We start from the raw sequence: 24582 nt of genomic DNA, 5'->3' as shown, positions 1-24582 counted from the left end.
CTCGCGGGAAAAGACTCTTCTTTCTTTCATGGAACCTCCAAATTGGCGAAATCATATCGCCCTTAAGAGGTGTCCGGAATTATTAGGCCAGATCACGCTTGCCCGCGAAAGCATTATGTCAGGCGCCGAAAGTCTTCCTGATTAACGCATCCACCTCAGCAGTCCCAGGCGAAGTCGCCGGCCCCCACCGAGTGACTGCCAGCGCCGCCGCCGCATTCGCCCGCCGCGCCGCTTCACTCGCCGACAACCCTCGCGCCAACCCGGCCAGAAACACCCCGGCATGGGCATCGCCAGCACCATTGCTGTCTACCGCCTCAACCTTGAAACCGGGCAGATGCTCTCGCTCGCCGCGCTGACTGATCCAGCACCCTTGCGGCCCATCGCGCACCACCATCAACACCTCGGCCGGCAGGTGATCGGTGAGCCTGTCCAGCGCCTCGGCAATGTCCGCCGCCCCGGTAAACCGCAGCGCCTCGACACTGTTGCTGGTCCACAGATCAATGCGCGGCAACAACGCCTGCATCAATGGCGCGTCCGGCGAGTCCACCAACGGGCCGGGATCGAACACCACGTTGATCACTTTCGGCAAACCCAGCACCCAATCCAGCAGCGCCTGGGCCTTGCCGACATGCAACAGGCTGTAGCCACTGACATACACGTAGTCACCCGCCTCGGCCGGCACGCTCGCCAGGTCCTCGGTGGTCAATTCGCCCTCGGCGCCGATGTAGGAAATGAAACTGCGCTCAGCCGAGGCATCGGTCACCGCAACGCACAACCCCGTATCCCGTTCGGCCTTGTGTGCGATGCCGATCCGAATGCCTTCAACCTTCATCGCCTCACGGGCCAGGTCGCCGAAACGACCGGTGCCATGACGACCGAGGTAGACCACCGGCAGCCCGTTACGCGCGGCGGCGGACATCACGTTGAACCCTCCGCCGGCTTCGAAACTGGCGGATTGCGCCAGCACATCGCCGCCCGGTTGCGGCAGTTTGTCCACGGCCATGACCAGGTCGATGATGACTTGGCCGGTGTGCAGCAATCTAGGCATGAGCGTTCTCGGTCATTGCGGCACGACGATCCCTGGCCCCACCGAGTACAAAATAAATCCCGCCGGCCACCAGGAACGTCACGATCCAGCCCAGGCCGTTATGGCCCAGCCACGAATCCGAAAGAAAACCGCGGAACCAGACGTTTTGTTCTGTGGTGCCAATGGTGGTGAAGCTGAAGCCCAGCACGATCGCCAGCGCCCACGCGCCAAACGCGCGCCATTCGATACCGCCGTTGTACCAGTAGGCACTGCTCGGGCTGACGTCCAGCAAGTCTTTGGGGCTGTAGTAATGACGATGTATCAGGTCAACGACGAAGATCCCGACCCACGCCGTGATCGGCACCGCCAGCAGCGAAATGAAGGTAATGAACGGGCCATAGAAACTGTCGGCGATCAGCATGAAGTAGATCGAACCGGCGAAGATCGCGACGATGTCGACCACCACGGCGTAGACGCGCTTGACCTTCAAGCCGAGGGTCAGCGTGGTCAGGCCGGCGGAGTACACCGACAGGTTGTTCGACAGCAGCAGCCCGCCGAACGCGGTGATCAGGTACGGCACGGCCATCCAGGTCGGCAGCATGTCGCGGATAGCGATGATCGGGTCGGTGGCCGAGGCCAGGTCGTTGTTGCCCACCGACAGCAGGCCGCCGAGGGTGATCAGCAGCACCAGCGGAATCCCCGCACCAAAGGCCGCCGACGCGACCAGACGCACGGCTTTGACGCTGCGATGCTGATAGCGCGACATGTCGGCACCGGCGTTGGCCCAGCCGATCCCGGTGCCGGCGGCCATGGTGCCGATGCCGATGATCATCGCGCTCAAAGGCGCAGGCGTGGCGTTGAACACCGCGCTCCAGTCGATGGTGGCGCAGAGGAAGCCGCCGACCAGAATGTTCAGCGCACCGAACACATAAGTCGCCCACTTCTGGATCACCAGCAAAGTAGCGTGACCAAGGCCGGACACCGACAAAGTCAGCAGCACGAAAATCGCGATGAAGACCAGGGTCAACACCGGTGCGCTTTTGGCCTCCACCGGCGAACCGAACAGGATTGAGCACAGCGACAGCAGCACGAAGGCGGCGGTGGTGGTGTTGACGGTTTCCCAGCCCAGCCGCGACATCAGCGAAACCAGAGTCGGGCCGATGTTGCCGCGCACCCCGAAGATCGCGCGCGACAGCGTCAGGCTCGGTGCACGACCACGACGACCAGCGATGGAGATGATCCCGACCACCGCGAAAGAACCGGCGGCGCCGAGGATCGCAACGATGATCGCCTGCCAGATCGCCAACCCGCGAAACGCCACCAGCGTGGCACCTAGCGGCAGGCCGAGAATGGAAATGTTAGCCGCGAACCAGACCCAGAACAGTTGAAGCGGGTGACCGTTGCACTCCGCTTCCGGCACCGGTTCGATGCCGCGGGTTTCCAGTTGCCCGGCGCTTTGCCCGGCGTTCGATGAACTCATGAAAATGCTCCTGTTGCCTTTGTTGTGGTTGTGGGCAATGACGGAAGACGAAACTACATCCCGGCGATCCTGGCCGTATTCGTGCTTTCCATTGCGGGGTTATCAATTCGAATAGGTGGTGCGCCCATCGCGAGCAGGCTCGCTTCCACAGGGATAATGCAAGCCGCACGGTACCTGTGGGAGCGAGCCTGCTCGCGAAGAGGCCAGGTCAGTCAGCGCAAGGCCAGAAGCCCTTTTACCAAAGGTTCCAGCTCCAGATCATTAACGGCTTTGACCTGTTCGATCATCGCCACCGGCCAACTCCCAAGCCCCAGGCAGGCCCCGAGCATCGCGCCCAGTATCGCCGCGATGGTATCGGTGTCACCGCCCAGGCTCGCGGCCATGCACAGCGCTTCGAAGGCGTTCATTTCACCAACGGCCACTTGTTGCGCCAGGGCAAACGAGACCACGACCGATTCCTGCGAAGCCACCGACGTGCCGATCACGTCGTACAGCAAATCCGCCAGCAACGCTTTGTCACTGTCGACGCTGATGGTCCGCGCCCAGCTGATGCGCGAGGCAATCCGTCCGCCCGCCACCCAGTGGCCATGACTTTCGGCTTGTTGGGCGATCTGCTGACCGAGGTTCAACGCCTCGCCCAGGTCCATGCCGTTGATGCCGGCCGAAACCACTGCCGCCACCGCCGCCGCACTGGAAATCCCCAGCGTGGTGTTGTGGGTGACCTGGCAGGCCTGCACGACGGCGCTTATAAAACGTTCAGGCTGGGCGACATCCGTGGCGATACCGACCGGCGTGATGCGCATCGCCGCGCCGTTGGTGGTGCCGTAGCGCCCCGCTTCTTCCGGCGAGTGGCCAGCGAGGATCATTTCGATTGCGCGCTTGGTCGAAGGGCCGAGTAAGTCTTGCGAACCCTTGGCCTGCATTCCGGCCTCCCATTCGATCAGCCGCTGAGCGAGCACGGCCGGTTCGATCCGGCCCTCACCGGCCACCAACAATTGACCGACCAGAATCGCCTGTTCGGTGTCGTCGGTAATCGAGCCCTTGGGCATGTTGGCGGCAATCGGTTGATCGGGGCCGGCGTCTTGCAGATCAGTGATCGCACCGAAGCGCGCCGTGATCTCGGCGCGGCTCAGGGATTGCGTCGGCATGCCCAGCGCATCGCCCAGGGCCAGTCCATAGAACGCGCCGAGCGCACGGTCGAGCGCGGTCATTTCGACTCTCCAAACTGCAGGTGCAGACGAAAATGCACCGGATCGAGCAGGCTTTCGACCTGTTCCATGAAACGGTTTTGCCGGTCGTAGGTGGTGCGCAAGGCTTTGAGGAAGACGGTGCCGACCGGACGACCGAGCAACGCGGCGTCTTCGGCGTTCAAGGGTTCTGCGCCGATCCATTGATCGCCGCGTTCACCGATGTAGCCGTAGGCGGCCAGGGTGATGGTCAGGGAATTGTCGATCAGGCCGACCCGTGGCAGGCTTTCCAGGCCTCCGGTGGCGGGCATCAATGAGCGTTCGAGGGACACCAGCTTGCCATCGGTGGAGCGACGGCGCCGGTCGAGGGTGATGAATTGGTCGGTGCCGAAGCGCGGCAGCAAATCAGGCCGCGTGACGGCCTCCAGCCGCAGCACTTCGGTATTGATCAGCGCCCCGCTGTCGGCGAGCGCTTGCGCCCAGCCGCTGCGTTGATCGAGCACCACACCGTCGAAGGTGACGATGGAGCCGACGCCGCTTTGGGTCGCGATGTAGTTGCGTCGTTTCAACTCGGCAAGGGCCTCACGCAGCGTGCCGCGGCTGACTTTGAATTCTTGAGCCAATTGATGCTCGCCCGGCAACAGAAAGCCGTCCTCCATGAGGCCGCTTTCAATCCGCCGGATGAGTTCGTCGACCACCCGTTGTTTCTTGTCAAATCGTACCTGTCTAATCATGTACAAAGTGATAACCGAAACGCGATGGTGTGGGCAAGGACTATTTAAGGGAGGTGACGGAAGGAGTAATCACTGTGGCGAGGGAGCTTGCTAGCGCTCGAGTGCGCAGCACTCGCAAAATCCTGAATCAAAATAGTGATTTTGGGGCCGCTGCGCAGCCCAGCGGGAGCAAGCTCCCTCGCCAAAAAGCGAAGTTAACGTTGTTTGAGACGATCAATCACGACGGCCAACAGCAAGATCGAACCGCGAATCACGTATTGATAGAACGTGTCGATGTTCTTCAGGTTCATCGCATTCTCAATGATCGCCAGAATCAACACCCCGGCAATCACATGCCGGATCATGCCGATCCCGCCGCTCAACGACACCCCGCCCAGCACGCACGCCGAGATCACCGTCAACTCAAACCCTTGGCCAATCATCGGCTGCCCGGAGGTCATCCGCGACGCCAGAATCACCCCGGCCAACGCACCAATCACACCGTGCACGGCAAAGATGATGATCTTGGTCCGGTCAACGTTCACCCCGGCCAGCAACGCCGCTTCCTGGTTGCCGCCGATGGCCATGGTGTTGCGCCCGTAGGTGGTGTAATTCAGCAGCCAGCCGAAAAACAGGAAACACACGATGGTGATCAGGATCGGCACCGGCACGCCAAACAACTGGCCGTTACCGAAAACGAAGAACGACTCCTGCGACACGCCGACCGCTTTGCCATTGGCAAAAATGTAAGCCAGGCCACGAACGATCTGCATGGTCGCCAGGGTGGTGATCAACGCGTTGACACGCAGCTTGGCGATGACGATGCCGTTGATCAGCCCGACAATCAGCCCCATCACCAGCGCCGCACTCACGCCGAGAAACACACTGTCGGTGTCGCGCATCACCACCGCCGCGACCACGCCGGCACAGGCAATCACCGAGCCCACCGACAAATCGAAATGCCCGGACGCCAGGCAATACAACATGGTGCAGGCCGCGATGCCAGTTGTCGAAATCGCCAGGCCCAGGCCGCGCATGTTCAGCGGCGACAGGAAGTTGTCGATCAGCAGCGTGCACAGCACGAAGATGCCGACTGCCGCCAGCAGCATCACCCAGTCGTCGAGAAAGCGCCGCAGGTCCAGTGGTTTGCGTGCAGTGGGCAGAGCGTTGTTTTGGATGGTCATAGTCACCTCTCAGTTCGCCACGCCGTCAGCACGTTGGCGCGGCAAAGCCAGTTGCAGCAGGTTGGATTCATTGGCCTCTGCGCGAGACAACTCGCCGCGCATCGCGCCTTCGCAGAGCACCAGGATGCGGTCGGAAATACCCATCACTTCCATCAGGTCGCTGGACACCACGATCACCGCGATGCCGCTGGCAGCCAGGTTATGGATGATCTGGTAGATCTCGGCTTTCGCGCCGATATCGATGCCGCGCGTCGGTTCATCGAGCAACAGGACTTTCATCGGCATCGACAGCCAGCGGCCGAGAATGGCCTTCTGCTGATTGCCGCCGGACAGGTACATGATTTTCTGCTCGGCGCTCGGCGTCTTCACTTTCAGCGCCTTGATCTGCTTGTCGGCGTTGCCCTTTTCCCACAAGCCGCGCAACAGGCAACCGAACGTGGAATGGGCGCCGCGCGCGCTGATGTTGATGTTCTCGGCGACGCTGGCGAGCGGCAGGATGCCCTCCTTCTTGCGATCTTCGGGACACAGCAGAATCCCGGCCGCGATGGCATCGCGGGGGGAACGCAGTTTCACCTCATGACCACGAAGCTCCAGGCGTCCGGCGGTGTTGCGCGTCAGCCCGCTGAGTATCCGGAACAGCTCGGTACGCCCCGCGCCCACCAGGCCGAACAGCCCGAGAATCTCGCCCTTGTGCACCTCGAAACTCACGGGTTCACGCAGTCCCGGCCCGAGTAAACCGTCAACCTTGAGCGCCACGGCGCCCCGCTGGCGGCTGCGGTAATCGTAGATATCCTGAATGTCGCGCCCGACCATGCACGTCACCAACTGGTCGTGGGTCAGTTCGCTCATGTCCTCGAACGTGCGCACGTAGCGGCCGTCCTTGAACACCGTCACCGCGTTGCAGATGCGGAACACTTCTTCCATGCGATGGGACACGTAAAGCACCACTTTGCCTTCGTCGCGCAGACGCCCGATGATCGCCATCAAGCGATCGATTTCCCGCGCCGACAGGCTGCTGGTGGGTTCGTCGAAGGCAATCACATGCGCGCCACGGGACAACGCCTTCGCAATCTCCACCAGCTGTCGCTGACCGAGGGACAGGCGCCCGACTTTCTCTTGCGGGTCGATTTCATCGGCCAGGCCTTTGAGGCAGGCCAACGCTTGCTGGCGCAGTGCGCCTCGATTGATCAGGCCGAAACTGGCCGGCAGATGACCGAGGAACAGGTTCTCCGCCACGGTCATTTCCGGGACCAGATGCAGCTCTTGGTGGATCACCGCCACCCGACTGGCGATGCTGTCGGCGGTGGACTTGAAGACCATCGTCTGCTCGCCGATCTGCAGGTCGCCGCTGCTCGGCGTGTAAGCACCGCCGAGGATTTTCAGCAGGGTCGATTTGCCGGCGCCGTTCTCGCCCATCAAGGCATGAACCTGCCCCGGATGAGCGACGAAACTGATGCCATCCAGCGCCTTCACCCCGGGAAACGTCTTGCCGATCCCGTTGAAGCGCAGGCTGCCGCCGACGCTGTGCTCATGTGTCTGTACTTGCGCGTGCATAAAACCACCTCATCACACAGATCAGGCGGCCCCGTCGCCAGGGCCGCCGATGAAATCAACCAGCCCTCAGTTCCACAGGCCGATCTTTTCCAGTTCCTGCTTGAAGTTCTCGCGAGTGATCAGCGTCACGTCGTCCATCGCGGTGTACTTCGGTGGTTCTTTGCCGGTGGTGACCCACTCGAACATCATGCTGGCGGTGTTGTAGCCTTCGATGTGCGGGCTCGGCAGCATCGAGCCGAAGAAACCGCTGTTGGCTTTCTTCAGCTCGCCGATAGCATCGGTGCCGTTGATGCCGATGCCGATCACGTTGGCTGCGGCAAACCCGGCGCTTTCGGTGGCGCGCACGCCGCCCAGTACGGTGTTGTCGTTCATGCCGCCGATGATCAGGTTTTTCGCCGCGCCCGGCAGTTTCACCAGGGCCGAGTTGGTGGCGTCCATGCTGCCCGGTACGTCGAGGGTTTTCAGCGCCGAGAACAGGATGTGGTCTTTCGGCATTCCGGCATCTTCCAGCGCTTTGACCGAACCGTCGGTGCGCTTTTTGCCGGTGTCGAGTTCATTGAAGGTGTTGATCACCGCATAGGTTTCTTTCCAGTCCCAGCCGCGTTTTTTCGCTTCGGTGGCCATTGCCGCGCCCTGCTTCTGGCCGACTTCGAATGCGGCCATGCCGAGGTAAGGAACGTCTTCCATGAACTTGCCATTGGCATCGACGAAACGGTCATCGACAGCGATGACTTTCATACCATTGAGCTTGGCCTTGGCCATGATGGCCGGGCCAAGGGAGACGTCCGGCGGGCAGATCACGAAGCCCTTGGCACCATTGGCTGCGAGGCTGTCGATGGCCGAGAGGGTTTTCTCGCCGTCAGGCACGGCGATCTTGATGACAGTGAAGCCCTTGTCTTTCCCGGCCTTTTCGGCGAATGCCCATTCGGTCTGGAACCAGGGCTCTTCCGCCTGCTTGACCAGGAAGCCGATTTTCACTTCCTCGGCCGCCAGCAGCGTGCTGCTCAAGCTGACCGCAGTGACCGCCAAAGCGGCACAGCACAGGGAACGGATCCCACGACGACGATTCATAAGCTGACTCCTTGTTATTTTTTTTGAGCGTTATTTTGAAAGCCGGTACTGCAAATAGTCATATCGTATGATGATTGGATTTCAGACGGAACTCCGCGTCTGAAAGCCGTTTTGCTCAGTCGTGATACATGACCGAGCGTCCACCATCGATGGTGATGCATGAAGCATTGATGAACGGTGCTTCATCGCTGGCCAGGAAGACGGCCGTCATGGCCACTTCCATCGGTTGCCCGATACGTCGCGGCGGATGCAGGTCGAATGCCCTCTGACGTTCGGCCTGGGGGTCGGCAAAACCGTTCCAGTAATCGACGTTCAATTGGGTTTCGATGTAGCCCGGCGCGATCGCATTCACGCGAACGCCCTTTGGCGCGTATTCGATGCCCAGCGCGCGGGTCAGCCCGAGCAAGCCGTGCTTGGCCACCGGGTACGGAAAGCAGCCCGGGATGATGTGGGTGGAATGGGTCGAAGCGATGTTGATGATGCTGCCGATGCCCTGCTCGATCATTTGCGGCAGCACGGCTTTGCAGCCATACCACGCGCCGTCGAGGTCGATGGCGAAGCAGCGATGCCAGTCTTCTTCGGTCATTTCCAGTGGATCGCGGAATACGTTGACCCCAGCGCAGTTGACCAATACGTCGATCCGGCCGTGACGCTCGACGGCCAACCTGGCCATCGCGTGCAGATCTTGCTGCCGGGAGACGTCGGCCTTGATGGCCTGGACATCGAAGCCTTTGTCCCGCCAGTGCGCCGCGACTTTCTCGACTTTTTCGGCCTGAATATCACTGATGATCAGTTTGGCCTGCTGCGACGCGAACGTGGCGACGATGGCCTCGCCGATGCCCTGCGCAGCGCCGGTCAGCAGCACGACCTTGTTTTTCAGGCGCTCGCCTTTGGGCGGTTCGGGCACGGCGGGCAAGGAAAGAGGCTCAGCCATGGATCAAGCCCCCTTTTTTCAGGGACGACAAAAGCCGGGCATCTGTCGATGTCCGGTCAAAAGTCCTTTTGGAAAATCGCTGCATCACTTCACCTGTTTTGTTTTTTTAAGTGTGAGTGCGTGTAACTGATGGCCGACTATAAACCCGACCACCAAATAATCTCAATATATAATTTTACATCCCATATTTTGGGATTTCATCCAGCAAAGCGGGTGCAGGTTTTTCCGGGTACATCGACGCGAATCGACAGCAGCGCGCCGTCCAGCGGGTGGTTGAGCGGGCTCGCGGCGCTGGTGATGTACAGGGTTTTCAAGTCTTCGCCGCCGAACACGCAACTGGTGGGGCGGCTGACCGGCAATTCGATCACGCGGTCGACATAGCCATCCGGGGTTAGCCTGATCAGGCAGCTACCGTCCCAGCGGGCGTTCCAGATGAAACCCTCGGCATCCATCGCCGAGCCATCGGGGCCGCCCCGATCGTGGGGACCGAACCAGACATACGCGGTGTCCAGGTTGCCATCGGTGTGGACGAAATGGCGGTACAAGGTTTTGTCCATGCTGTCGGCGAAAAACAGCGTGGTCTCGTCCTCGCTCCACAGCAACGTGTTGGGAATGCCCAGCCCGCGAAGCAGCGGCGTGACCCGGGCGTCGCGGTCGATGCGAAACAGGCCGCCGGAGCGACGCACAATGGGCAGGTCTTCGCCATTTTCACCGATGTTGTTCTGCATGGTGCCAAGCCAGAGCCGACCCTGTGCATCGCAGCGGGCTTCGTTGGCGCGGTTGCCGGGTTGCGGGTCGGCGACGCAGAGCAAGGTCAGGCGCGGTTCAAGCCCTGGTGAATCAAGGTCCAGCCGATAGACGCCGCTGCTCAACGTCACGAGCGCATCGCCGCTTTCACAGGGGATAAACGCGGACACGTGTTCCGGCATTTTCCAGATTTGCACGTTGGCGCCGATCAGCCGCAGGGCTTGCTTGCCGGCGATGTCCACCCAATACAGCGCCTGGGTCGGCACATCCCAGAACGGACCTTCACCGAGTTGCGCACGGTGTCCGGTAACCGCATTCCACGTCATGAAACCTCCTGTTGTTTTTTATGTGGCGCAAGCCTCTCAGCCGGCTTTTTTGTCGGCCATGACTTTTGGATAAAAGCGTTTGATCGCCAGGTCCGCGTTATCGATCAGGGTCATGCAGGCCCAGACACCCCGCGCGGCATCCCGTGCGGCGATGGCGTCGGCCATGTCTTTGTGAATCGGCAGCGTGCGGCGCAATTCGTCCGGGTCGGCGGCGGACACTTCGAACGACACCGCCAACAACGCGCCAAGGGCCGGGACCATTTGTTCGATGAACTGGTTGTGGCTGGCGGCGAGTATGCACTCGTGGAAGACCTGGTCGGCGCGGTTGTAATCGACGCCGCTGTCCACCGCCCGTTCCAACGCGTTATAGGCCTGCTGGATTGCCTGGACCTGTTCGACCGTCGCGCGTTCGCAGGCCCAGCGCACGGCCATCGGCTCGATGGTGCGGCGCAGATCGAGCAAGTCGTCGACGAAATTTTCCGGCAAGCCGCTGCGCGAAAGCCAACCCACTACTTGCGGGTCGAAGAGGTTCCAGCGTCGCACCGGCAATACCCGTGTACCGACCTTTGGCCCGACTTCGAGCATGCCTTTGGCGACCAGGGTTTTGATGGCTTCGCGGATGACCGTGCGACTGACACCCAACTGCTCACCCAGGTCGGCTTCGACCTTGATGGTTTCACCCGGCTTGACCTGGCCGGCGGCTATCCAGCAACCCAGCCAATCGACGGTCGACGCATGAAAACTGCTGGACATGGACACCTCGATGCAGGAACGACACAAAGCCGTTCGCGATGGGTGTCCACGCTAATCATCATATGATTGGGTGTCAATTTGATTTTTTGGATGACTCACACATCCAATGTGGGAGCGAGCCTGATCGCGATGGCGGCGTAACAGGTAACAATCTAGGTTGATGTTATGGCCTCATCGCGAGCAAGCCCGCCCCACAGTGCTATGCGTTAAGGCTCAAGGCCGATGGGGAAGAATTCACCGCCGCTCCACACACCCAGCCAACGTTGCCCGTCGATCTCACGGGTCACTGCCAACTCCACCAGTTGGTAAAACACATTGCGATGGATCAGGGCTTCGAGGTTGGTGCGTACATGCACGTAGGGTGCTGGCTCTTGCGTGACCGGGTCGATCACCACGCGAATCGGGTGTTCGGTGCCGGCGTCCGTGGTCTCGTCGACGTTGGTGGTGAAGCGCAGAAGCTGGGCTTCGCCCTCGCCTTCCACGTCCACGGCAATCGCCACAAACGGCGCATCATCGACCTTGATGCCCACTTTCTCGACCGGAGTGATCAGAAAATAGTCATCGCCATCGCGGCGAATGATGGTGGAAAACAATTTGACCATCGGCTTGCGCCCGATCGGCGTCCCCAGGTAATACCAGGTGCCGTCGCGGGCGATGCGCATGTCGATGTCGCCACAGAAATCAGGGTTCCACAGGTGGACCGGCGGCAAGCCTTTGGTTTTGGGGATTTGCCCCAACAAGTCGTTGGCTTTTTGCGGGCCACTCATGGCGTTCTCCTTGGATTACTGGTCGCTGAGACCAATCAGGCTGCGCGCGTATTGCTCAAGCGGCGGGCCGATGAGGTCTTGTGGCTTGTTATCGTGGAACGTCAGTAAACCGCCACGACTCTTGATACGTGCAGTATCAATCAAATACTGGGTGCTGGTCTCGATCAACATGATCTGAATCACGCCGCTGTCGATGCCCAGGCGATCCACGTATTCCTGATCGAGCCATTCGTCCGAGTTACCGATTCGGTCATCCGCCTTGGCGAACCGTGTGTAAAGCAGATAATGGGCACCGGCGGCGCGGGCTTCACCCATGGCCTGGTCGAGACCTTCGGGCGCGCGCGCGCGGCGGACCATCGGGAAATATTCGATAAAGCCGTTGAAGGCTTCTTCAGCGACCACGTTAGGTCGCGGATAAGCACTGCCCGGCGGCGCGAAGGCACCTTGGGCGATGTAGATGAATGAGTCCGGCTGAATGCGCAGGTTATTCACCCGACGACTGTCGCTGTGATCCAGCAGCCCTGCATCGCTCATGTGGTAGCGAGTTCCTTCAGCCATATCGCTGACATTCATGCAGCCACCAAGCGCCAAAACGGCCAGCAGCAAAACCAGGCTACGCATCCTACCCTCCAGAGGCCGGTGACGGAAAACCGGCGAATGGCCATTGGATGCAGCTTCCGCGCCAGCTCAAGGATGTTGTGGCCTTATAGATAGCAATCGCGAGCAGGCTTGGAGCGGCGTTCGTACAATGAGGCCCGATCAGCCGCCAATAATCTTCATGATGGTCGCCCCCCCCGAGAACGCCACTTCCTGCTTGTCCCCCAAGGCTTTCACCAGAAGTCGCTGCAACGCTGGCAATGCCTGATGGCGCGGCTTGTCGAGCAGATCGCCGACATAGTGGCGATTGCTCGACGATAAACAGCCATGCAGCCAGCCGGTGGACGACAGGCGCAGGCGTGAACAAGTCCGGCAGAAGGGAACGCTTTCATTGGCGATCACGCCGAAGTGCCCCAGCCCCGGTATTTGGTAACGCACGGCAGTGGCGTCTACGGGTGCATCGGCCTGCAAATACTCGTAACGCTCGCCAATCAGGCTCAGCAACTGCTGAAGGCTGACGAACTGTTGCAGGAAAGCGTTGTTGTCGCTGGCCAGATGACCCATGCGCATCAGCTCGATGAAGCGCAATTCATAGCCACGCTCCAGGCAGTAATCGAGCAGCGGCATCACTTGATCAAGGTTCTGGCCGCGCAGGGGCACCATGTTGACCTTGATTTTAAGGCCGGCGGCCTTGGCCTGATCCATCCCGTCGAGCACGGTCGCCAGGTCGCCGCCACGGGCAATGCTGCGGAACGCGCTGGCATCCAGGGTATCGAGGGAAACGTTGATGCGACGGATGCCGGCGTCTACCAGCAACGGCAGCTTTTTCGCCAGCAGCTGACCATTGGTAGTCAGGCTGATGTCTTCCAGGCCCATCTTGCCGACGGCCGTCATGAAGGCTTCGAGCTTGGGGCTGACCAGCGGCTCGCCACCGGTGATGCGCAAGCGCTCGATGCCCGCCGCTTCGATCAGATATGCCACGCCGCGCGCCATGGCGTCGGCCGACAATTCGTCCTGTGCAGCCACCAGCCGCTTGCCGTTGGGCACGCAGTAGGTACACGCGTAATTGCAGGCTGAGGTCAGGCTGATCCGCAGATTGCGGAAACGCCTGCCTTGACGGTCAACGATCATGGAGCACTCCGGCGAAAGGAATTTGAACGCGTAAAACTTGACTCACAAATCAAGTTTTAGCAAGTCCCATGCCTGAGTATATTCCTGAGGTACTGCGCCATATAGAGAAATCATGGCGCAATAAGGCAACTGAATGGTTCAGCTACTCGGAGTGTCGGTATCGCGCTTGCGCTTGTTGCCCATGCGCACGCCGATATCCATCAGGAACTGGAAGAAACCTTCCTGATCTTCCAGCACATTGCTCCAGAACGGCGAGTGATACAGCGCCACGGCACCGTGCACCAGCGCCCAGGACGCGCAGTAATGGAAGTAAGGCGGCACGTCTTCAAGCTTGCCTTCGCTGATCCGGCCCTTGATCAGCAAGGTCAGGCGTTCGAAGTTCGAGGCGCGGATCTTGTGCAGTTCCTCGACCATCTCCGGCACCTGGTTGCCCTTGACCACCTTCTCTTCCAGGCGATCGAACAAGCGATAGCGTTGCGGATCGCGCATGCGGAATTCGAAGTAGGCCCGGGACAGGGCTTCCTTGTCCTTGTCGACATCAGCCGAATGCAACAGCTCGTTCAGATCACGCTCGTAGTCGAGCATCAGGCGCAGATAGATCTCCGCCTTGGATTTGAAATGCTTGTAGATCGTGCCTTTGCCGATACCGACGGCATCAGCAATCATCTCGACGGTGACACTGTCTTCACCTTGGTCGAGGAACAGCTTGAGCGCGGTATCGAGAATTTCTTGCTCGCGGCGACGAAACTCACGGACCTTACGAGGTTCTTTATGCATAAGAAAAGGTCTGTAGGGGTCAAAATTCGAAGCCGCGTATTATGCCTAACTTGCGCCAAAATGCACGGATCATCCGACCATATCTGTGTTTCTTGATGATTTCACACAGGGTCGCCTGTTGATGAGAACACTTCCGAAGCGCCCGTATTCCAAAATTGTTTAAAAACCGGGACCGGTAAACTGGACTCGGCGCAATACTGATCAATACTTGAACTGTCGGCGGGGCATCTCCCCCAAGTGTCGCGTCGATATAGGTACCAATGGACCGCGTGCCTTTGTTTTACTCCTAATGGTCTTAACCCGGATTCACCCCCCAGAACCCGGGTTTTTTTTGCCTGCGATTCAGCCCTTCACATGCGCCAGCGGAAACAGACGCTTGAAGTTTTCAGTGGTCTGTTCGGCAAATCGCTCGTAAGCCTCACCCCGCAACATTGCCAGAAACTCCGCCACCTCGCGCACGTACTGCGGCAGGTTGGGTTTGCCGCGATAAGGGATCGGCGCCAGGTACGGCGAGTCGGTTTCTACCAGCAATCGATCAGCCGGCACTTTGCTGGCGACGTCACGTAGCGCATCGGCATTGCGAAAAGTGACAATGCCAGACAGGGAAATGTAATAGCCCATGTCCAGCGCAGCCTTGGCCATGTCCCAGTCTTCCGTGAAGCAATGCAACACGCCCGCCTGAGGCAACGCAGCCTCGCGCAGCAAGCTCAACGTATCGGCACGGGCGCCACGGGTGTGGATGATCACCGGTTTGCCTGTTTGCTGGGCGGCCTGCAGGTGCAAGCGAAACGATGCCTGCTGCAACTCTGCCGCTTCCGGCTCGTAGTGATAATCCAGGCCGGTTTCACCGATGGCCACGACACGGGGGTGATTGAGCTCACGCAACAACCAATCCAGCGCCGGAGCGGCACCCGGCTGTACATCCAGAGGATGCACGCCCACTGAACAGTCGACGTCGCCATAACGTTCGGCCAGGGCTTTGACATCCGCGGCATTTTCAACGCTGACGCCGATACATAAAAAGTGCCCTACCCCGCGCTGCCGGGCCGCATCAAGCGCGGCATCCAGGGAGCCGTCGTGGGCGGCGAGGTCAAGACGATCGAGGTGACAATGGGAATCTACGAGCATAAAAGGGCTGCAACTTACATCGTATGAGTGGGAAGGTCGGACTTCAGGGCTCCGGCCAGATGGGTTTCGATTCGACTGCGCGCGGTGTTGTCGCCGTCGTTGAATTGTACGCCGACCCCGGCAGCCCGATTGCCCTGCGCACCGTTGGGCGTAATCCAGGCAACCTTGCCGGCTACCGGGATCTTATCGATCTCATCCATCAGGTTCAGCAGCATGAATACCTCGTCGCCCAACTTGTAGCTCTTGTTGGTCGGGATAAACAGGCCACCGTTCTTGATGAACGGCATGTAGGCCGCGTAAAGCACGGACTTGTCCTTGATGGTCAGGGACAAAATGCCGTTGCGCGGCCCCGGATTGACGGCTTCATTCATGCTGACCTCCATTGCTGATGATCAGAGTCTAGGCACAGACGATCACTTCTGGGTAGGCAAGGATGCCCATTGCACCAGCAGTGCCTCCAGCAACAAGGCCGGATTGAGGTTAGCTTTGCTCATGACCTTCTGACGCTGGGCGAGAATCCAGTCCTGGATATTCAAGACTTTATCCTGAGCGGTTTTCTGCGCCAGGTATTGAATGACCTTGCGCATGTCCGCCAACCCCAGCCCCTGCTCATCCTGGGTCAATTGATAGCGCAGGATCAGACTCGACCAGTCGCAGAACCAGTCGAACAACAGCAACTGCGGGACGGTTTTCCATTCTTCGGCCAATTGCGTCGGCGATTGCTGCTGCTTGAGCAGCTTCTTCACGCCTTCGACCACCAGAGCTCGCTGTTCGCGCACGCCTTGGGCCTGCAACTTGACCGCCGCCAGCGGGGAGCCGGCCGCCAGGGTCAGCAGTTCGATACGCTCTTCTTCCGAGCTGTCCGGCAGGGCCTTGGCCAGCCAGGCAAGACTCATCGCTTCGCTCGGCAGCGGACAAGCCTGTTGTACGCAGCGGCTCTTGATGGTCGGCAGCAGACGACTGGTCTGGTGGCTGACCAACAGCAAAACGGTGTCGCCGGACGGTTCCTCAAGACTTTTGAGCAAGGCGTTCGCGGCGTTGATGTTCATCGACTCGACCGGCTCGATCAACACCACCTTGCGCCCGCCCATTTGGGCGGTCTGGACCACGAAACTGACCAGATTGCGCACCTGATCGACCTTGATCGCCTTGTCGGCCTCTTCGGGTTCCAGGATGTAATTGTCGGGGTGGCTGCCGGCCTTAAGCAGCAGGCAGGACTTGCACTCACCGCAGGCATCCTGCGCGGTCGGACGCTGGCACAGCAAACTGGCCATCAACCGTTCCGCCAGCGCCCGCTTGCCGATCCCGGCCGGGCCATGCAGCAGATAGGCGTGCGCATGTTGCTTGCGACCGGCCAACTGCTGCCAGAGGCTGTCCTGCCACGGATAGGCTTCAGCCACGGGCCAACTCCAGCAGGCGTGGCAGCAAGGCGTCCAGAGACTGCTGAACCTGTGCCAGCGGCTGAGCGGCATCGACCCGCACATAACGCGCCGGGTCAGCTTCAGCGCGCTTGAGGAACGCACTGCGCACGGCATCAAAAAAGGTTCGGCCTTCGAGTTCAAAACGATCCAGGCGACCGCGAGCGCTGGCGCGGGCCAGGCCCACTTCCACCGGCAGATCGAAGATCAGCGTCAGATCCGGGCGCAAATCGCCCTGCACAAAGGTTTCGAGGGCCGCGATACGCTCCAGCGACAAACCACGACCACCGCCCTGATAGGCATAGGTCGAATCTTGTTTTGGAATCATCTCAAATGGAAACAAAATGCTATACTCGCCAAAAAGAAAAATGTAAACAAGATGAAAACCTGCACATAATTAGGGAGATAGGCGCGATGAAGAAAGTGGTTGGATTGGCTGCGAAAGCGAGATCCGGAAAGGACACAGCAGCTGCAATGCTGCTCCAGCACCCTGAGGTGACTGCCTATGCCCTCGCCGACCCACTTAAGCGCGGTTGCCAAGCTCTTTTCAATCTGACCGATGCTCAGACTTGGGATGATAACGTAAAGGAGCTGAAGGTGGATGCCTGGGGGCTTTCCCCGAGGGAATTCTTCCAACGGGTAGGAACCGAGTGGATGAGATCTCAGAACCCACTGCACTGGCTCATGCGAGCGGATCGTGAGATCTATGCCCCTGAGGCAATCTCCCCCCTTTCCCCTGCTCAACTCTCTCACCCAGAGCTGCCCTTCATCCTTGGCGCCAAGGCCTTTTTCAACCTCAGCGATGAACAGTGCTGGAGTGCAGGTGCGGGTAAAGAACCGGACAGCTTCTGGAACATGACGCCTTCCGAAATGATCGACCTAATCAAAGCCAGAGCTCTTAAAGACTTCCCTGACTTCTTTGAGCGAAGAGCTTCTACGCCCACTCAAAACTTCAATGAAACGGCCTATATCAACAAGCCGACTCTTGATACTGAAGGCAAAAGCACAGTCATCATTAAAGACATCCGCTTTGAAAATGAAGCTGCATACATCAGAGACTTGAATGGTGCCATCTTGCACATCATGAGAGATAACGCGAAAGCAGTTAACTCCCACCCATCCGAGTTCGGCATTGAAGTGCGGGCAGGAGATATTGTCATCAAAAACAATGGCACCCTGATCGAGTATCAAGAAGCGTTGGAAACGGCTTGGAAAACCCTGCTCAAGACTAGGCAAGATCGAGGTTAAAAATGGAGCACCTCTGGAAAGCTAAATCTTTTGAGCATGAAACTGTCTTCACCTCAGACAATATCGAGGTCGAATGCACTTTCCAAGGACATCTTTTCTACAGCAAACTTAATCCACTTTGCATTGCACTTGACCTAGTGTTTCGCAAATATGCTCCCACTCGGACTCGCGTCGCTACAAGTTCACTTCGGCGAGCAATTTGGATTTTCTTTGACTTTGTGCAAGGCTTCAACCTTCGCCAACCCAAACCACTGCAAGTCAAGGCCCTCTCGGACATTAGCGCAGAGGTCTACAACGGTTTTCAAGATTACCTGAAGCTAAATGAAGAGCCAATCAGCAACGCGGCAACCCTCAAATCTGCGCTGAATAACGCTGCCCTTTTGTCAGAAGTCATTCCCGACTTGCTTCTGCCATACGTTGATAAGGCAACGACACTAAAGCCACGAGCGCCGCTGAATGATGACGCCGACGAAGCTCTTGAAGTAGCCTTCAAGAAGCATATTGATTCTCTATATGGGAAAATTCAATTTCGACTTGAAGTTGACGCTGCCCCTCCCTATACCTTTGAGGAAGTTCACAGCCTAATAGTACCCAACCTTTCCAGATCAAACATATTCCAATGGGTGCAGTTTTGCCGTAACGGAAAAAAATTCCCTAGCGACAAATCTCTTAAGGAACGACTCGCTGCATCGCCCGATCTAGAACTGAAAAAAATTTCAGAGATGGAAAACTGGCGACAAGCATTTTACGAAACCTATGCTGAGCGTGGTAAAGAACATAGGTTCGCAAACCCAAAAAACCCGTTCAGCAATGTGAATCTCATAGGTTTTACTCCCGATCCAGCAAGGGTTCACAAGACGCTACTGGAAGTTGGATATCCATTTGAATTCGACTTGGATACCATCGGGAATAAATATGGGACAGTGGGAATAAATAGCGTAAGCTACTGCGTCGATCTTGTTCAACTTTTGATGCTGAGATGGCGTCAACCCCTCAGAAGCCCTAAAACTAAGCCGCTGCCTACTTGGGACGACTTCCTGAGCATGTATTATCCTTCCATGGAGGATATGGCATGTCTCGTCCAGTTCATCATGCTTCAAACGAACTGGAATAAGGAAACGGTGTTAGCGCTGGATCCCGACAACTGCGAGCACGCTCTGACAGGTGCAATGGATGAGCAGTATGTGGTTATGCAGTCAGAGAAGAATAGAAGCCAGGGCACAGGCAAACCTTATTACGCGCCTAAAGAAATAATTGCTACCAGCACACGTTCTGACAAGTATTCAGCGTGGAGCCTGTTTTCGTTAGCTAATGCTCTCTCGGCGCCCTTAATCCCGTATGACTTCGACTACATCAATCACGGAAAGACCACAGCGGATTTCAACAAAGCTTTCCTTTGCATCCGCTATTTCGGTGATTGGGTTAAGAAGGGAGGCCGACATACTTCAGTCTCAAATGATAAAGCCTTCCTTCAAGGCATTAAGCAGTTCCTCAAGACTCACGAGATTTATGAAAATGGTGAACGTCTCACTGGAGCTAAAGACTTAACGCCCAAGTTGCGTCCGACTTGGGTTAAACGGAGGAAGCAGGCGGGAGACACATCCCACGGATTGCTCGCGATGTTTCTTGGTCATAACTGCCCGACTACAACAGACATCCATTATGACAATTCTCCGTATGCTCAAGCTGAACGTTATGCTCGTCTCGAGTCTGAACTGGAAGCAATTCTTGGCTTGCTTTACACCGGAAAGTTCGATGGCATTGTCGGAACGCCAATTCAAGAGCCTGTAAACCTTCCTTTCAAGGTCTTCCATATTCCAGGCATGGAGAGGCCCCTATGGGCGTGTACGAACCAAAAGAATCCAACTTGGCACGGCGCCAAGTCACGTGTTAGGCCGGGAGAAAAGTGCTATGTGGTCAGCAAATGCGTTTTCTGCTCCCGGGCATACATGTTTGAAGATTCGCTGCCGTACCTGATGGAGCGACGTATTCATGTCGTCGAGATCATGGATGACCAACCACCGTCAGCTTCTGACTACAGCAGTGAGTTGGAAATTGAAATCGCCTTGATTGACGACATATTGGACAACTGGGAAGACGATCGCGCAATCAAAGAGGCCGCTCGTTATCAGCGCCGAAATACGCCACTTTTACCTCGAGATTTGAATTTTCTCCAAGTAATTCTCGAAGAGGAAGACAGAGAATGAGCCGTAAGCCACTTGCAATGAACGATACCGAATCAAAAAGCTTTGCGGAAGAGCTTGAGGCTGACTTCTTTGATGACATGCAAGACGCTGCGGAGCAGGAGCTAGAGCGCCTTCTTCTGGAAACTGGCGGAACAGCACAGCAAACTCACAGCTCACTGCTGAAAAAACTTAAGCTGTATCCCGATGGGAGCTTCCCTGTCTCATGCTATTCGTTGTATAGCGACTCCAGCTGGATTTTATTCAAAGACAAATATGGCTCTGTCACACGAGTCTCTTTTGAAGGGCTTCTGCCAGATGTTGCAGAGTTTAAAAAGTCGTTTATTTACCATCTAATCCCTGAGTACGCTCCATTTGGTGGTATCCGCGCGTACTCCACAACCAAGAGCCATAGCTCTGCGTTTCGAATCCTAGATAGGTATGTTTTCCAGGATAATCACTTGTCGGGAGACGCAGAGTCGTTTTCATTTATCTCGTCACAGCTTTTGATTCGAGCTCTGGACAAGGCTAAAGAGGCGTCAGCTTTCACCCACTATACATACCTATTCCACCACATCCGCTTCTGGCTGTCGCTTAGCGCTCAGCAGCTGTTGCCAGTGGAGCATCGCATTTTCGTTTCTGCAAACACCGTGGACACCCCTGAGCGCAGAAAGGATGTGATTCGTCACTTCACTGGTTCGCTTTCTACTTGGATTCCATTTACCGAGCCGGAGCTCAAAAAATTGGCTGAGTACGCTTTTCTTTGGACTGACAAAGGGATTCCGTTGCTCCTTAAAGCCAAAGAGTACATTCAGTCTAATGGCTTAGACCAGTTCAACAGCAAGACCTTGACACGCTATCAAGAAGATCTTGAGCTGGAGAAAGCACTGAATCTTGAGGTTGATGGAGAACAGATTCTCACACTCACCAAGATCCCCCGTAAATACGACTCTGCTCAGTTTTGGAACTACTCATGGCTTCGCAGCTACAAGAATGCTCTCGACTGCGTCCGAAATGGGATTTACATTTTGGTTGCGCTCATCAGTGGTTTGCGTGCGAGTGAGCTCGAGCCGCTCAAATTTGAGCACATTATCAAAGGCAAAGATGGACGATACCAACTCCAAGTGACCCGCTTTAAAACAAGTCGGGATCCAAACCACAAAGGAGATACCTCTTTCCTGCCGCTCCCAGTTTTTATTGGCAAGAAAATTGAAGAATACAAGCAGCTGAGAGCTATCTGCGGATTGGAACGCCAATGTTATCTTTTCCAGTCCAACCGGAGCACGAAACAGATCAAGAAACAAGACTCTGTTCGTGTTGAGCGCATTACCGACGAACTGGAAGAAGTGCTTGGCATCGAACGGATCCATACGCACCGCTTCCGCAAGACGATCGCCGAAATATTGATCAATCGAAGCGAGCGAAACATCGACATCATTCGCCTTCTGTTCGGACACGCCAGCTATGCCATGACGCTCCGCTACATTGGTCGTAACCCTTACATTGTTCAGAGTGTGGCACACGCTATTGAGCAGAATTACATCGAAGATTTCACTGATATCATTACGTCTGTGAAGACTTCCAGCTCGTCGGGTGAGAGCGCTCGGCGCCTGGTAGAAAAAATCGCTGCGCGACCTGATGCCTTCAGTGGTAAACAGCTTAAGGTCACGATTTTCACCTATGTGAGCCATCTGTTGTCTTCTGGTGAACCGTTTTTCATTCACAGGACGGCAGTCGGAAGCTACTGTGTTAGCAGCGAGTTGTACTCCTCGCCTAATCTTCCGCCCTGCTTAGCTCGCCGTAAAGAAGTCGTGACGAAAGAGCTTCCGGATCCCCTCTTCTGCGATACGGCTTGCCAGCATGCAGTAATTGTGGACAAAGCCGCGAAAGCTCTCGAGGACAACGTTATTTTCTATCAGCACATGCTGGACAATGCCAGCGACACTCTGTCTGAAAATTCGAAGACGATGCTCCAGCAGAAGATTCTGGAGAACTCTCGGCACCTTGATACGTTGAAGAACAACAAGTCTTACCAGCTGATTCCAACGGTGGAAGCACAAGCATGAGCGGCGTGGACACTCGCAATAAGCTGATTGAGATTATCAAACAGCATCAGCTGGATAACGGCATGACCAAGCTACCTATTGGCAAGCTATCCAACCTTGCCGGGATTACCCGGCAAGCGTTCAATCGTTATTATGGTGATCTAAAGGACTATGCGAAAGGCAGTCAATCCATCTCTAAGCTGCTAGTCAGTGATTGCACCTCTCTCAGCCAACTGCTGGAGAGCAAGGAGAAAAGGCTTGCTCAGTTAGAGTTTCAGCTGATCGAAATCCAGGCAACCCATAAGGCCGAACTGACCGAAGCCTTGAACAAGCATATTACATCACTAATGAATAACGATGTGATGATTTATGAGTCAGGTCAAATAAGTGCAACACTCACAAGCCAAAACAACCACAATGCTCAGCTTATCAAGCGCGTAACTGAGCTTGAGGTAAGCAACACCCAGCTTATAGCGGACGCCACGTCCACTTACAATTTTAACAATGAAAGCAACTCAATAAAGTCTTCTAAAAACTTTATTCCGCTCGAGATTGACGTCAAGGCCCTTTGCAAGAGCTACGCCGTATCAAATGACTTTGACGAGTACGAAGACGCCAAAGACGCGGAGATCCAAAAGAACATAAAAATCATTAAGGCCTTGCCTAGCCTCGAAAAGGTGGACATTGTAGTTTTTCAGGAACGGTATATTTCAGACTTCGGCTCATTCTGCAAGACCATTAACCCCAGACCTGATCATGTACTTGTCGCGCTTCAGCTCCCCCTATACAGCCGAGCCGAAATCCAGCTCATCGTAAAAGAGCTAACGCCGGTAGCATCTATCTCAATCTACGTCCCCTACAGTTCGTCTGAGGCAGTAATAGCATCCAAACGCAAGTTCATTTACAGAGGTGTGCCAGAAGAAGAACTAAAAGATGCCGATGAGGCCAGAGTGCCGCTGATGGATTGGGGTTTCGATTCCATCCAAGTAAAGCGTATCAAGCAGGGTGACTAATGATCAAGTTTGAAATCAAGCCAATCAAGTACTACAGCTCGACACTGCTTGCCAACGTTGAGCACTATGTCCTTATAGCTGAGAAAGATAAAAAACGTATTTTGGTCAGCATCCCCAACATCTACCTGTACAGAAAAAGTAGATCTTCAATGCAGACATCGAAGCGATATGCAACCCTTATCGCACAGTTTTATCGATTTCTTTCTAATTTTGAAAAATTCAAGCTAGTAGAGCCAGGCGACTATCATATTCATGTCTCCAACGTGGAGATCCGCCACTGGCAAATATTTAGACAGCAAAAGAGAATAAGCCGAGGCACCCCTCACCCGACCTCTGAAACAATCTATAGCGATGCAACAACAGTCTACTATTTTTTTAAATGGCTGTCGGATGAAGGCATTCCTACCGGCGTTAAAATTCGACTTAAGACCTGGGTCGCCAACTTCAAGGATCGCCGCCTTCTTAACTATCTTGCTAAAAAGACGAAACTCTCCCTTGATACAGACCCGATTCGCGTACTGGACAAGCAAGCTAGGCAAAAAAAGGCTGTGCATCTGATCAAGCACAGCGAGGTTAAAACTCTTCTCTCGGTTTATCCCGACAAGGTTTACGCAGTACTTTTCAACTTTGCTTTAGCTACTGCCATGCGCCCGATGGAACTGGTGAAATTCCCCTATATGGGAAACGGGAAAAATCGCCACATCTTGCCTTATAGCCAGATGGACAGCGAGATTAAATCGCATGACTATAACGTCTTCGGCAAAGGTAACAAATTTAGGGATATTAAAATTCCCGACTATGCTCTTAAGATGCTCGAAGATGAGTACATCAAGAATGAGTACCCTGCCAGAGCCAGACTGTACCGTAAAAAGTTTGGCAAAAAATGCCCTCTATCGATACTTTTCTTGACTGCAGAAGGTGTACCGGTAACCCCAAGCATGATTGCTAATGCTACCAACTATGCCAAGCGGCTAGCCGTCGCCAAGGATCCTAGCTTTGCCACTACGAATATTTTCTACCATGCTCGTAAGTGGTGGCCGACCATGATGATGGTGCAGCACCATAACGGTGAAGACATCCTAAAGAAGGATGCTGAGGTCATGCATGTCGCGCTTACCCAGGTGATCATCAACCAGATGGGGCATGAAGACCCTAGTACCACCTACCAACACTACTTGGTTTTGGCGCGGTACCTGGTCATGGCAAACAGAGGAATCACCCATGAGACTATCCATGAAGATGCTCTGAACATTCATGAGGCTCTCGAAAAGTTTGGGTGACGAGGCCACGCTTCTGGAG

Annotated in this window: 22 protein-coding genes and 1 pseudogene; 5 read left to right on the top strand and 18 right to left on the bottom strand. The window is 56.2% G+C overall.

Annotation, left to right across the window (positions count from 1 at the left end):
• Positions 1–118: 118 nt before the first annotated feature.
• The 18 genes and pseudogenes from FBY01_RS30870 to FBY01_RS30785 form a co-directional block, all read right to left on the bottom strand.
• Positions 119–1048 (bottom strand): PfkB family carbohydrate kinase, encoded by a 930-nt coding sequence (locus FBY01_RS30870; RefSeq protein ID WP_145310986.1) that lies wholly within the window; start codon positions 1046–1048, stop codon positions 119–121.
• Entirely contained in the window at positions 1041–2507 is a 1467-nt protein-coding gene (locus FBY01_RS30865) for a cytosine permease (protein ID WP_077747988.1), read from the bottom strand. Before FBY01_RS30865 ends, FBY01_RS30870 begins: the two co-directional genes overlap by 8 nt.
• A 212-nt stretch (positions 2508–2719) precedes the next feature.
• Positions 2720–3718, bottom strand: a complete 999-nt coding sequence (locus FBY01_RS30860; RefSeq protein WP_102594681.1) for an ADP-ribosylglycohydrolase family protein — start codon at positions 3716–3718, stop codon at positions 2720–2722.
• On the bottom strand, positions 3715–4428 hold the full coding sequence (locus FBY01_RS30855) for a GntR family transcriptional regulator (RefSeq protein WP_042932288.1): 714 nt from the start codon (positions 4426–4428) through the stop codon (positions 3715–3717). The genes FBY01_RS30860 and FBY01_RS30855 overlap by 4 nt, the downstream gene beginning before the upstream one ends.
• A 194-nt stretch (positions 4429–4622) precedes the next feature.
• On the bottom strand, positions 4623–5591 hold the full coding sequence (gene araH / locus FBY01_RS30850) for an L-arabinose ABC transporter permease AraH (protein ID WP_010461824.1): 969 nt from the start codon (positions 5589–5591) through the stop codon (positions 4623–4625).
• A gap of 9 nt (positions 5592–5600) precedes the next feature.
• Positions 5601–7145, bottom strand: a complete 1545-nt coding sequence (araG, locus tag FBY01_RS30845) for an L-arabinose ABC transporter ATP-binding protein AraG (RefSeq protein WP_077747990.1) — start codon at positions 7143–7145, stop codon at positions 5601–5603.
• Positions 7146–7211: 66 nt separating this feature from the next.
• A complete protein-coding gene (locus FBY01_RS30840) occupies positions 7212–8216 on the bottom strand; it encodes a substrate-binding domain-containing protein (RefSeq protein WP_010461828.1) in 1005 nt (334 codons plus the stop codon).
• A 115-nt stretch (positions 8217–8331) separates the two neighbouring features.
• Complete coding sequence (locus FBY01_RS30835) at positions 8332–9150, bottom strand: SDR family oxidoreductase (RefSeq protein WP_145310984.1); 819 nt, start codon at positions 9148–9150, stop codon at positions 8332–8334.
• A gap of 197 nt (positions 9151–9347) precedes the next feature.
• Positions 9348–10223, bottom strand: coding sequence for an SMP-30/gluconolactonase/LRE family protein (locus FBY01_RS30830; RefSeq protein ID WP_145310982.1), 876 nt, complete (start codon positions 10221–10223; stop codon positions 9348–9350).
• 36 nt (positions 10224–10259) lie between these two features.
• Positions 10260–10976: a FadR/GntR family transcriptional regulator gene (locus FBY01_RS30825; protein WP_010461836.1), complete on the bottom strand. Its 717-nt coding sequence runs from the start codon at positions 10974–10976 to the stop codon at positions 10260–10262.
• 206 nt (positions 10977–11182) lie between these two features.
• On the bottom strand, positions 11183–11743 hold the full coding sequence (locus tag FBY01_RS30820; protein WP_010461838.1) for a DUF1285 domain-containing protein: 561 nt from the start codon (positions 11741–11743) through the stop codon (positions 11183–11185).
• Positions 11744–11758: 15 nt separating this feature from the next.
• Entirely contained in the window at positions 11759–12364 is a 606-nt protein-coding gene (locus FBY01_RS30815) for a DUF4823 domain-containing protein (RefSeq protein WP_010461840.1), read from the bottom strand.
• Positions 12365–12502: 138 nt separating this feature from the next.
• Positions 12503–13471: a GTP 3',8-cyclase MoaA gene (locus FBY01_RS30810; RefSeq protein WP_010461842.1), complete on the bottom strand. Its 969-nt coding sequence runs from the start codon at positions 13469–13471 to the stop codon at positions 12503–12505.
• Between the two features lie 138 nt (positions 13472–13609).
• A complete protein-coding gene (locus FBY01_RS30805) occupies positions 13610–14248 on the bottom strand; it encodes a TetR/AcrR family transcriptional regulator (protein WP_008152317.1) in 639 nt (212 codons plus the stop codon).
• Between the two features lie 342 nt (positions 14249–14590).
• On the bottom strand, positions 14591–15376 hold the full coding sequence (locus FBY01_RS30800) for a TatD family hydrolase (RefSeq protein WP_077747993.1): 786 nt from the start codon (positions 15374–15376) through the stop codon (positions 14591–14593).
• Between the two features lie 14 nt (positions 15377–15390).
• Positions 15391–15747 carry a PilZ domain-containing protein gene (locus FBY01_RS30795; protein WP_145310980.1) on the bottom strand — a complete coding sequence of 119 codons (357 nt, stop codon included), beginning with the start codon at positions 15745–15747 and terminating at the stop codon, positions 15391–15393.
• A 42-nt stretch (positions 15748–15789) separates the two neighbouring features.
• The gene (locus FBY01_RS30790; protein WP_010461847.1) at positions 15790–16776 is read right to left on the bottom strand and encodes a DNA polymerase III subunit delta'; all 987 of its coding nucleotides are present in this window, start codon (positions 16774–16776) and stop codon (positions 15790–15792) included.
• A pseudogene (locus FBY01_RS30785) lies at positions 16769–17107 on the bottom strand (dTMP kinase); the annotation flags it as partial. The gene FBY01_RS30790 and the pseudogene FBY01_RS30785, both read right to left, overlap by 8 nt.
• A 101-nt stretch (positions 17108–17208) precedes the next feature.
• On the opposite strand from FBY01_RS30785, the gene FBY01_RS30780 reads away from it, so the two are divergent.
• From FBY01_RS30780 to FBY01_RS30760, 5 genes are read left to right on the top strand one after another with little or no spacing between them, the layout of a single operon-like run.
• Positions 17209–18042, top strand: coding sequence for a deoxynucleotide monophosphate kinase (locus tag FBY01_RS30780; protein ID WP_145310976.1), 834 nt, complete (start codon positions 17209–17211; stop codon positions 18040–18042).
• 2 nt (positions 18043–18044) lie between these two features.
• Positions 18045–20249, top strand: a complete 2205-nt coding sequence (locus FBY01_RS30775; protein WP_145310974.1) for a hypothetical protein — start codon at positions 18045–18047, stop codon at positions 20247–20249.
• The gene (locus FBY01_RS30770; RefSeq protein WP_256664580.1) at positions 20246–22291 is read left to right on the top strand and encodes a tyrosine-type recombinase/integrase; all 2046 of its coding nucleotides are present in this window, start codon (positions 20246–20248) and stop codon (positions 22289–22291) included. Before FBY01_RS30775 ends, FBY01_RS30770 begins: the two co-directional genes overlap by 4 nt.
• Positions 22288–23283 (top strand): hypothetical protein, encoded by a 996-nt coding sequence (locus tag FBY01_RS30765; RefSeq protein WP_145310972.1) that lies wholly within the window; start codon positions 22288–22290, stop codon positions 23281–23283. The genes FBY01_RS30770 and FBY01_RS30765 overlap by 4 nt, the downstream gene beginning before the upstream one ends.
• Complete coding sequence (locus tag FBY01_RS30760) at positions 23283–24563, top strand: hypothetical protein (RefSeq protein WP_145310970.1); 1281 nt, start codon at positions 23283–23285, stop codon at positions 24561–24563. Before FBY01_RS30765 ends, FBY01_RS30760 begins: the two co-directional genes overlap by 1 nt.
• Positions 24564–24582 lie beyond the last annotated feature (19 nt).

It is taken from the genome of Pseudomonas sp. SJZ077, from assembly GCF_007993905.1.
GTDB classification, from domain to species: Bacteria; Pseudomonadota; Gammaproteobacteria; order Pseudomonadales; family Pseudomonadaceae; genus Aquipseudomonas; species Aquipseudomonas mandelii.
The sequence above is the reverse complement of the archived record's forward strand: the minus strand, read 5'-3'. Positions and strand labels throughout refer to the sequence as shown.

Excerpts from the sequence above, each read along its gene's own strand:
- FBY01_RS30870 (WP_145310986.1), bottom strand. The coding sequence starts at position 1,048 with ATGCCTAGATTGCTGCACACCGGCCAAGTCATCATCGACCTGGTCATG.
- FBY01_RS30865 (WP_077747988.1), bottom strand. The coding sequence starts at position 2,507 with ATGAGTTCATCGAACGCCGGGCAAAGCGCCGGGCAACTGGAAACCCGC.
- FBY01_RS30860 (WP_102594681.1), bottom strand. The coding sequence starts at position 3,718 with ATGACCGCGCTCGACCGTGCGCTCGGCGCGTTCTATGGACTGGCCCTG.
- FBY01_RS30855 (WP_042932288.1), bottom strand. The coding sequence starts at position 4,428 with ATGATTAGACAGGTACGATTTGACAAGAAACAACGGGTGGTCGACGAA.
- araH (WP_010461824.1), bottom strand. The coding sequence starts at position 5,591 with ATGACCATCCAAAACAACGCTCTGCCCACTGCACGCAAACCACTGGAC.
- araG (WP_077747990.1), bottom strand. The coding sequence starts at position 7,145 with ATGCACGCGCAAGTACAGACACATGAGCACAGCGTCGGCGGCAGCCTG.
- FBY01_RS30840 (WP_010461828.1), bottom strand. The coding sequence starts at position 8,216 with ATGAATCGTCGTCGTGGGATCCGTTCCCTGTGCTGTGCCGCTTTGGCG.
- FBY01_RS30835 (WP_145310984.1), bottom strand. The coding sequence starts at position 9,150 with ATGGCTGAGCCTCTTTCCTTGCCCGCCGTGCCCGAACCGCCCAAAGGC.
- FBY01_RS30830 (WP_145310982.1), bottom strand. The coding sequence starts at position 10,223 with ATGACGTGGAATGCGGTTACCGGACACCGTGCGCAACTCGGTGAAGGT.
- FBY01_RS30825 (WP_010461836.1), bottom strand. The coding sequence starts at position 10,976 with ATGTCCAGCAGTTTTCATGCGTCGACCGTCGATTGGCTGGGTTGCTGG.
- FBY01_RS30820 (WP_010461838.1), bottom strand. The coding sequence starts at position 11,743 with ATGAGTGGCCCGCAAAAAGCCAACGACTTGTTGGGGCAAATCCCCAAA.
- FBY01_RS30815 (WP_010461840.1), bottom strand. The coding sequence starts at position 12,364 with ATGCGTAGCCTGGTTTTGCTGCTGGCCGTTTTGGCGCTTGGTGGCTGC.
- FBY01_RS30810 (WP_010461842.1), bottom strand. The coding sequence starts at position 13,471 with ATGATCGTTGACCGTCAAGGCAGGCGTTTCCGCAATCTGCGGATCAGC.
- FBY01_RS30805 (WP_008152317.1), bottom strand. The coding sequence starts at position 14,248 with ATGCATAAAGAACCTCGTAAGGTCCGTGAGTTTCGTCGCCGCGAGCAA.
- FBY01_RS30800 (WP_077747993.1), bottom strand. The coding sequence starts at position 15,376 with ATGCTCGTAGATTCCCATTGTCACCTCGATCGTCTTGACCTCGCCGCC.
- FBY01_RS30795 (WP_145310980.1), bottom strand. The coding sequence starts at position 15,747 with ATGAATGAAGCCGTCAATCCGGGGCCGCGCAACGGCATTTTGTCCCTG.
- FBY01_RS30780 (WP_145310976.1), top strand. The coding sequence starts at position 17,209 with ATGAAGAAAGTGGTTGGATTGGCTGCGAAAGCGAGATCCGGAAAGGAC.
- FBY01_RS30775 (WP_145310974.1), top strand. The coding sequence starts at position 18,045 with ATGGAGCACCTCTGGAAAGCTAAATCTTTTGAGCATGAAACTGTCTTC.
- FBY01_RS30770 (WP_256664580.1), top strand. The coding sequence starts at position 20,246 with ATGAGCCGTAAGCCACTTGCAATGAACGATACCGAATCAAAAAGCTTT.
- FBY01_RS30765 (WP_145310972.1), top strand. The coding sequence starts at position 22,288 with ATGAGCGGCGTGGACACTCGCAATAAGCTGATTGAGATTATCAAACAG.
- FBY01_RS30760 (WP_145310970.1), top strand. The coding sequence starts at position 23,283 with ATGATCAAGTTTGAAATCAAGCCAATCAAGTACTACAGCTCGACACTG.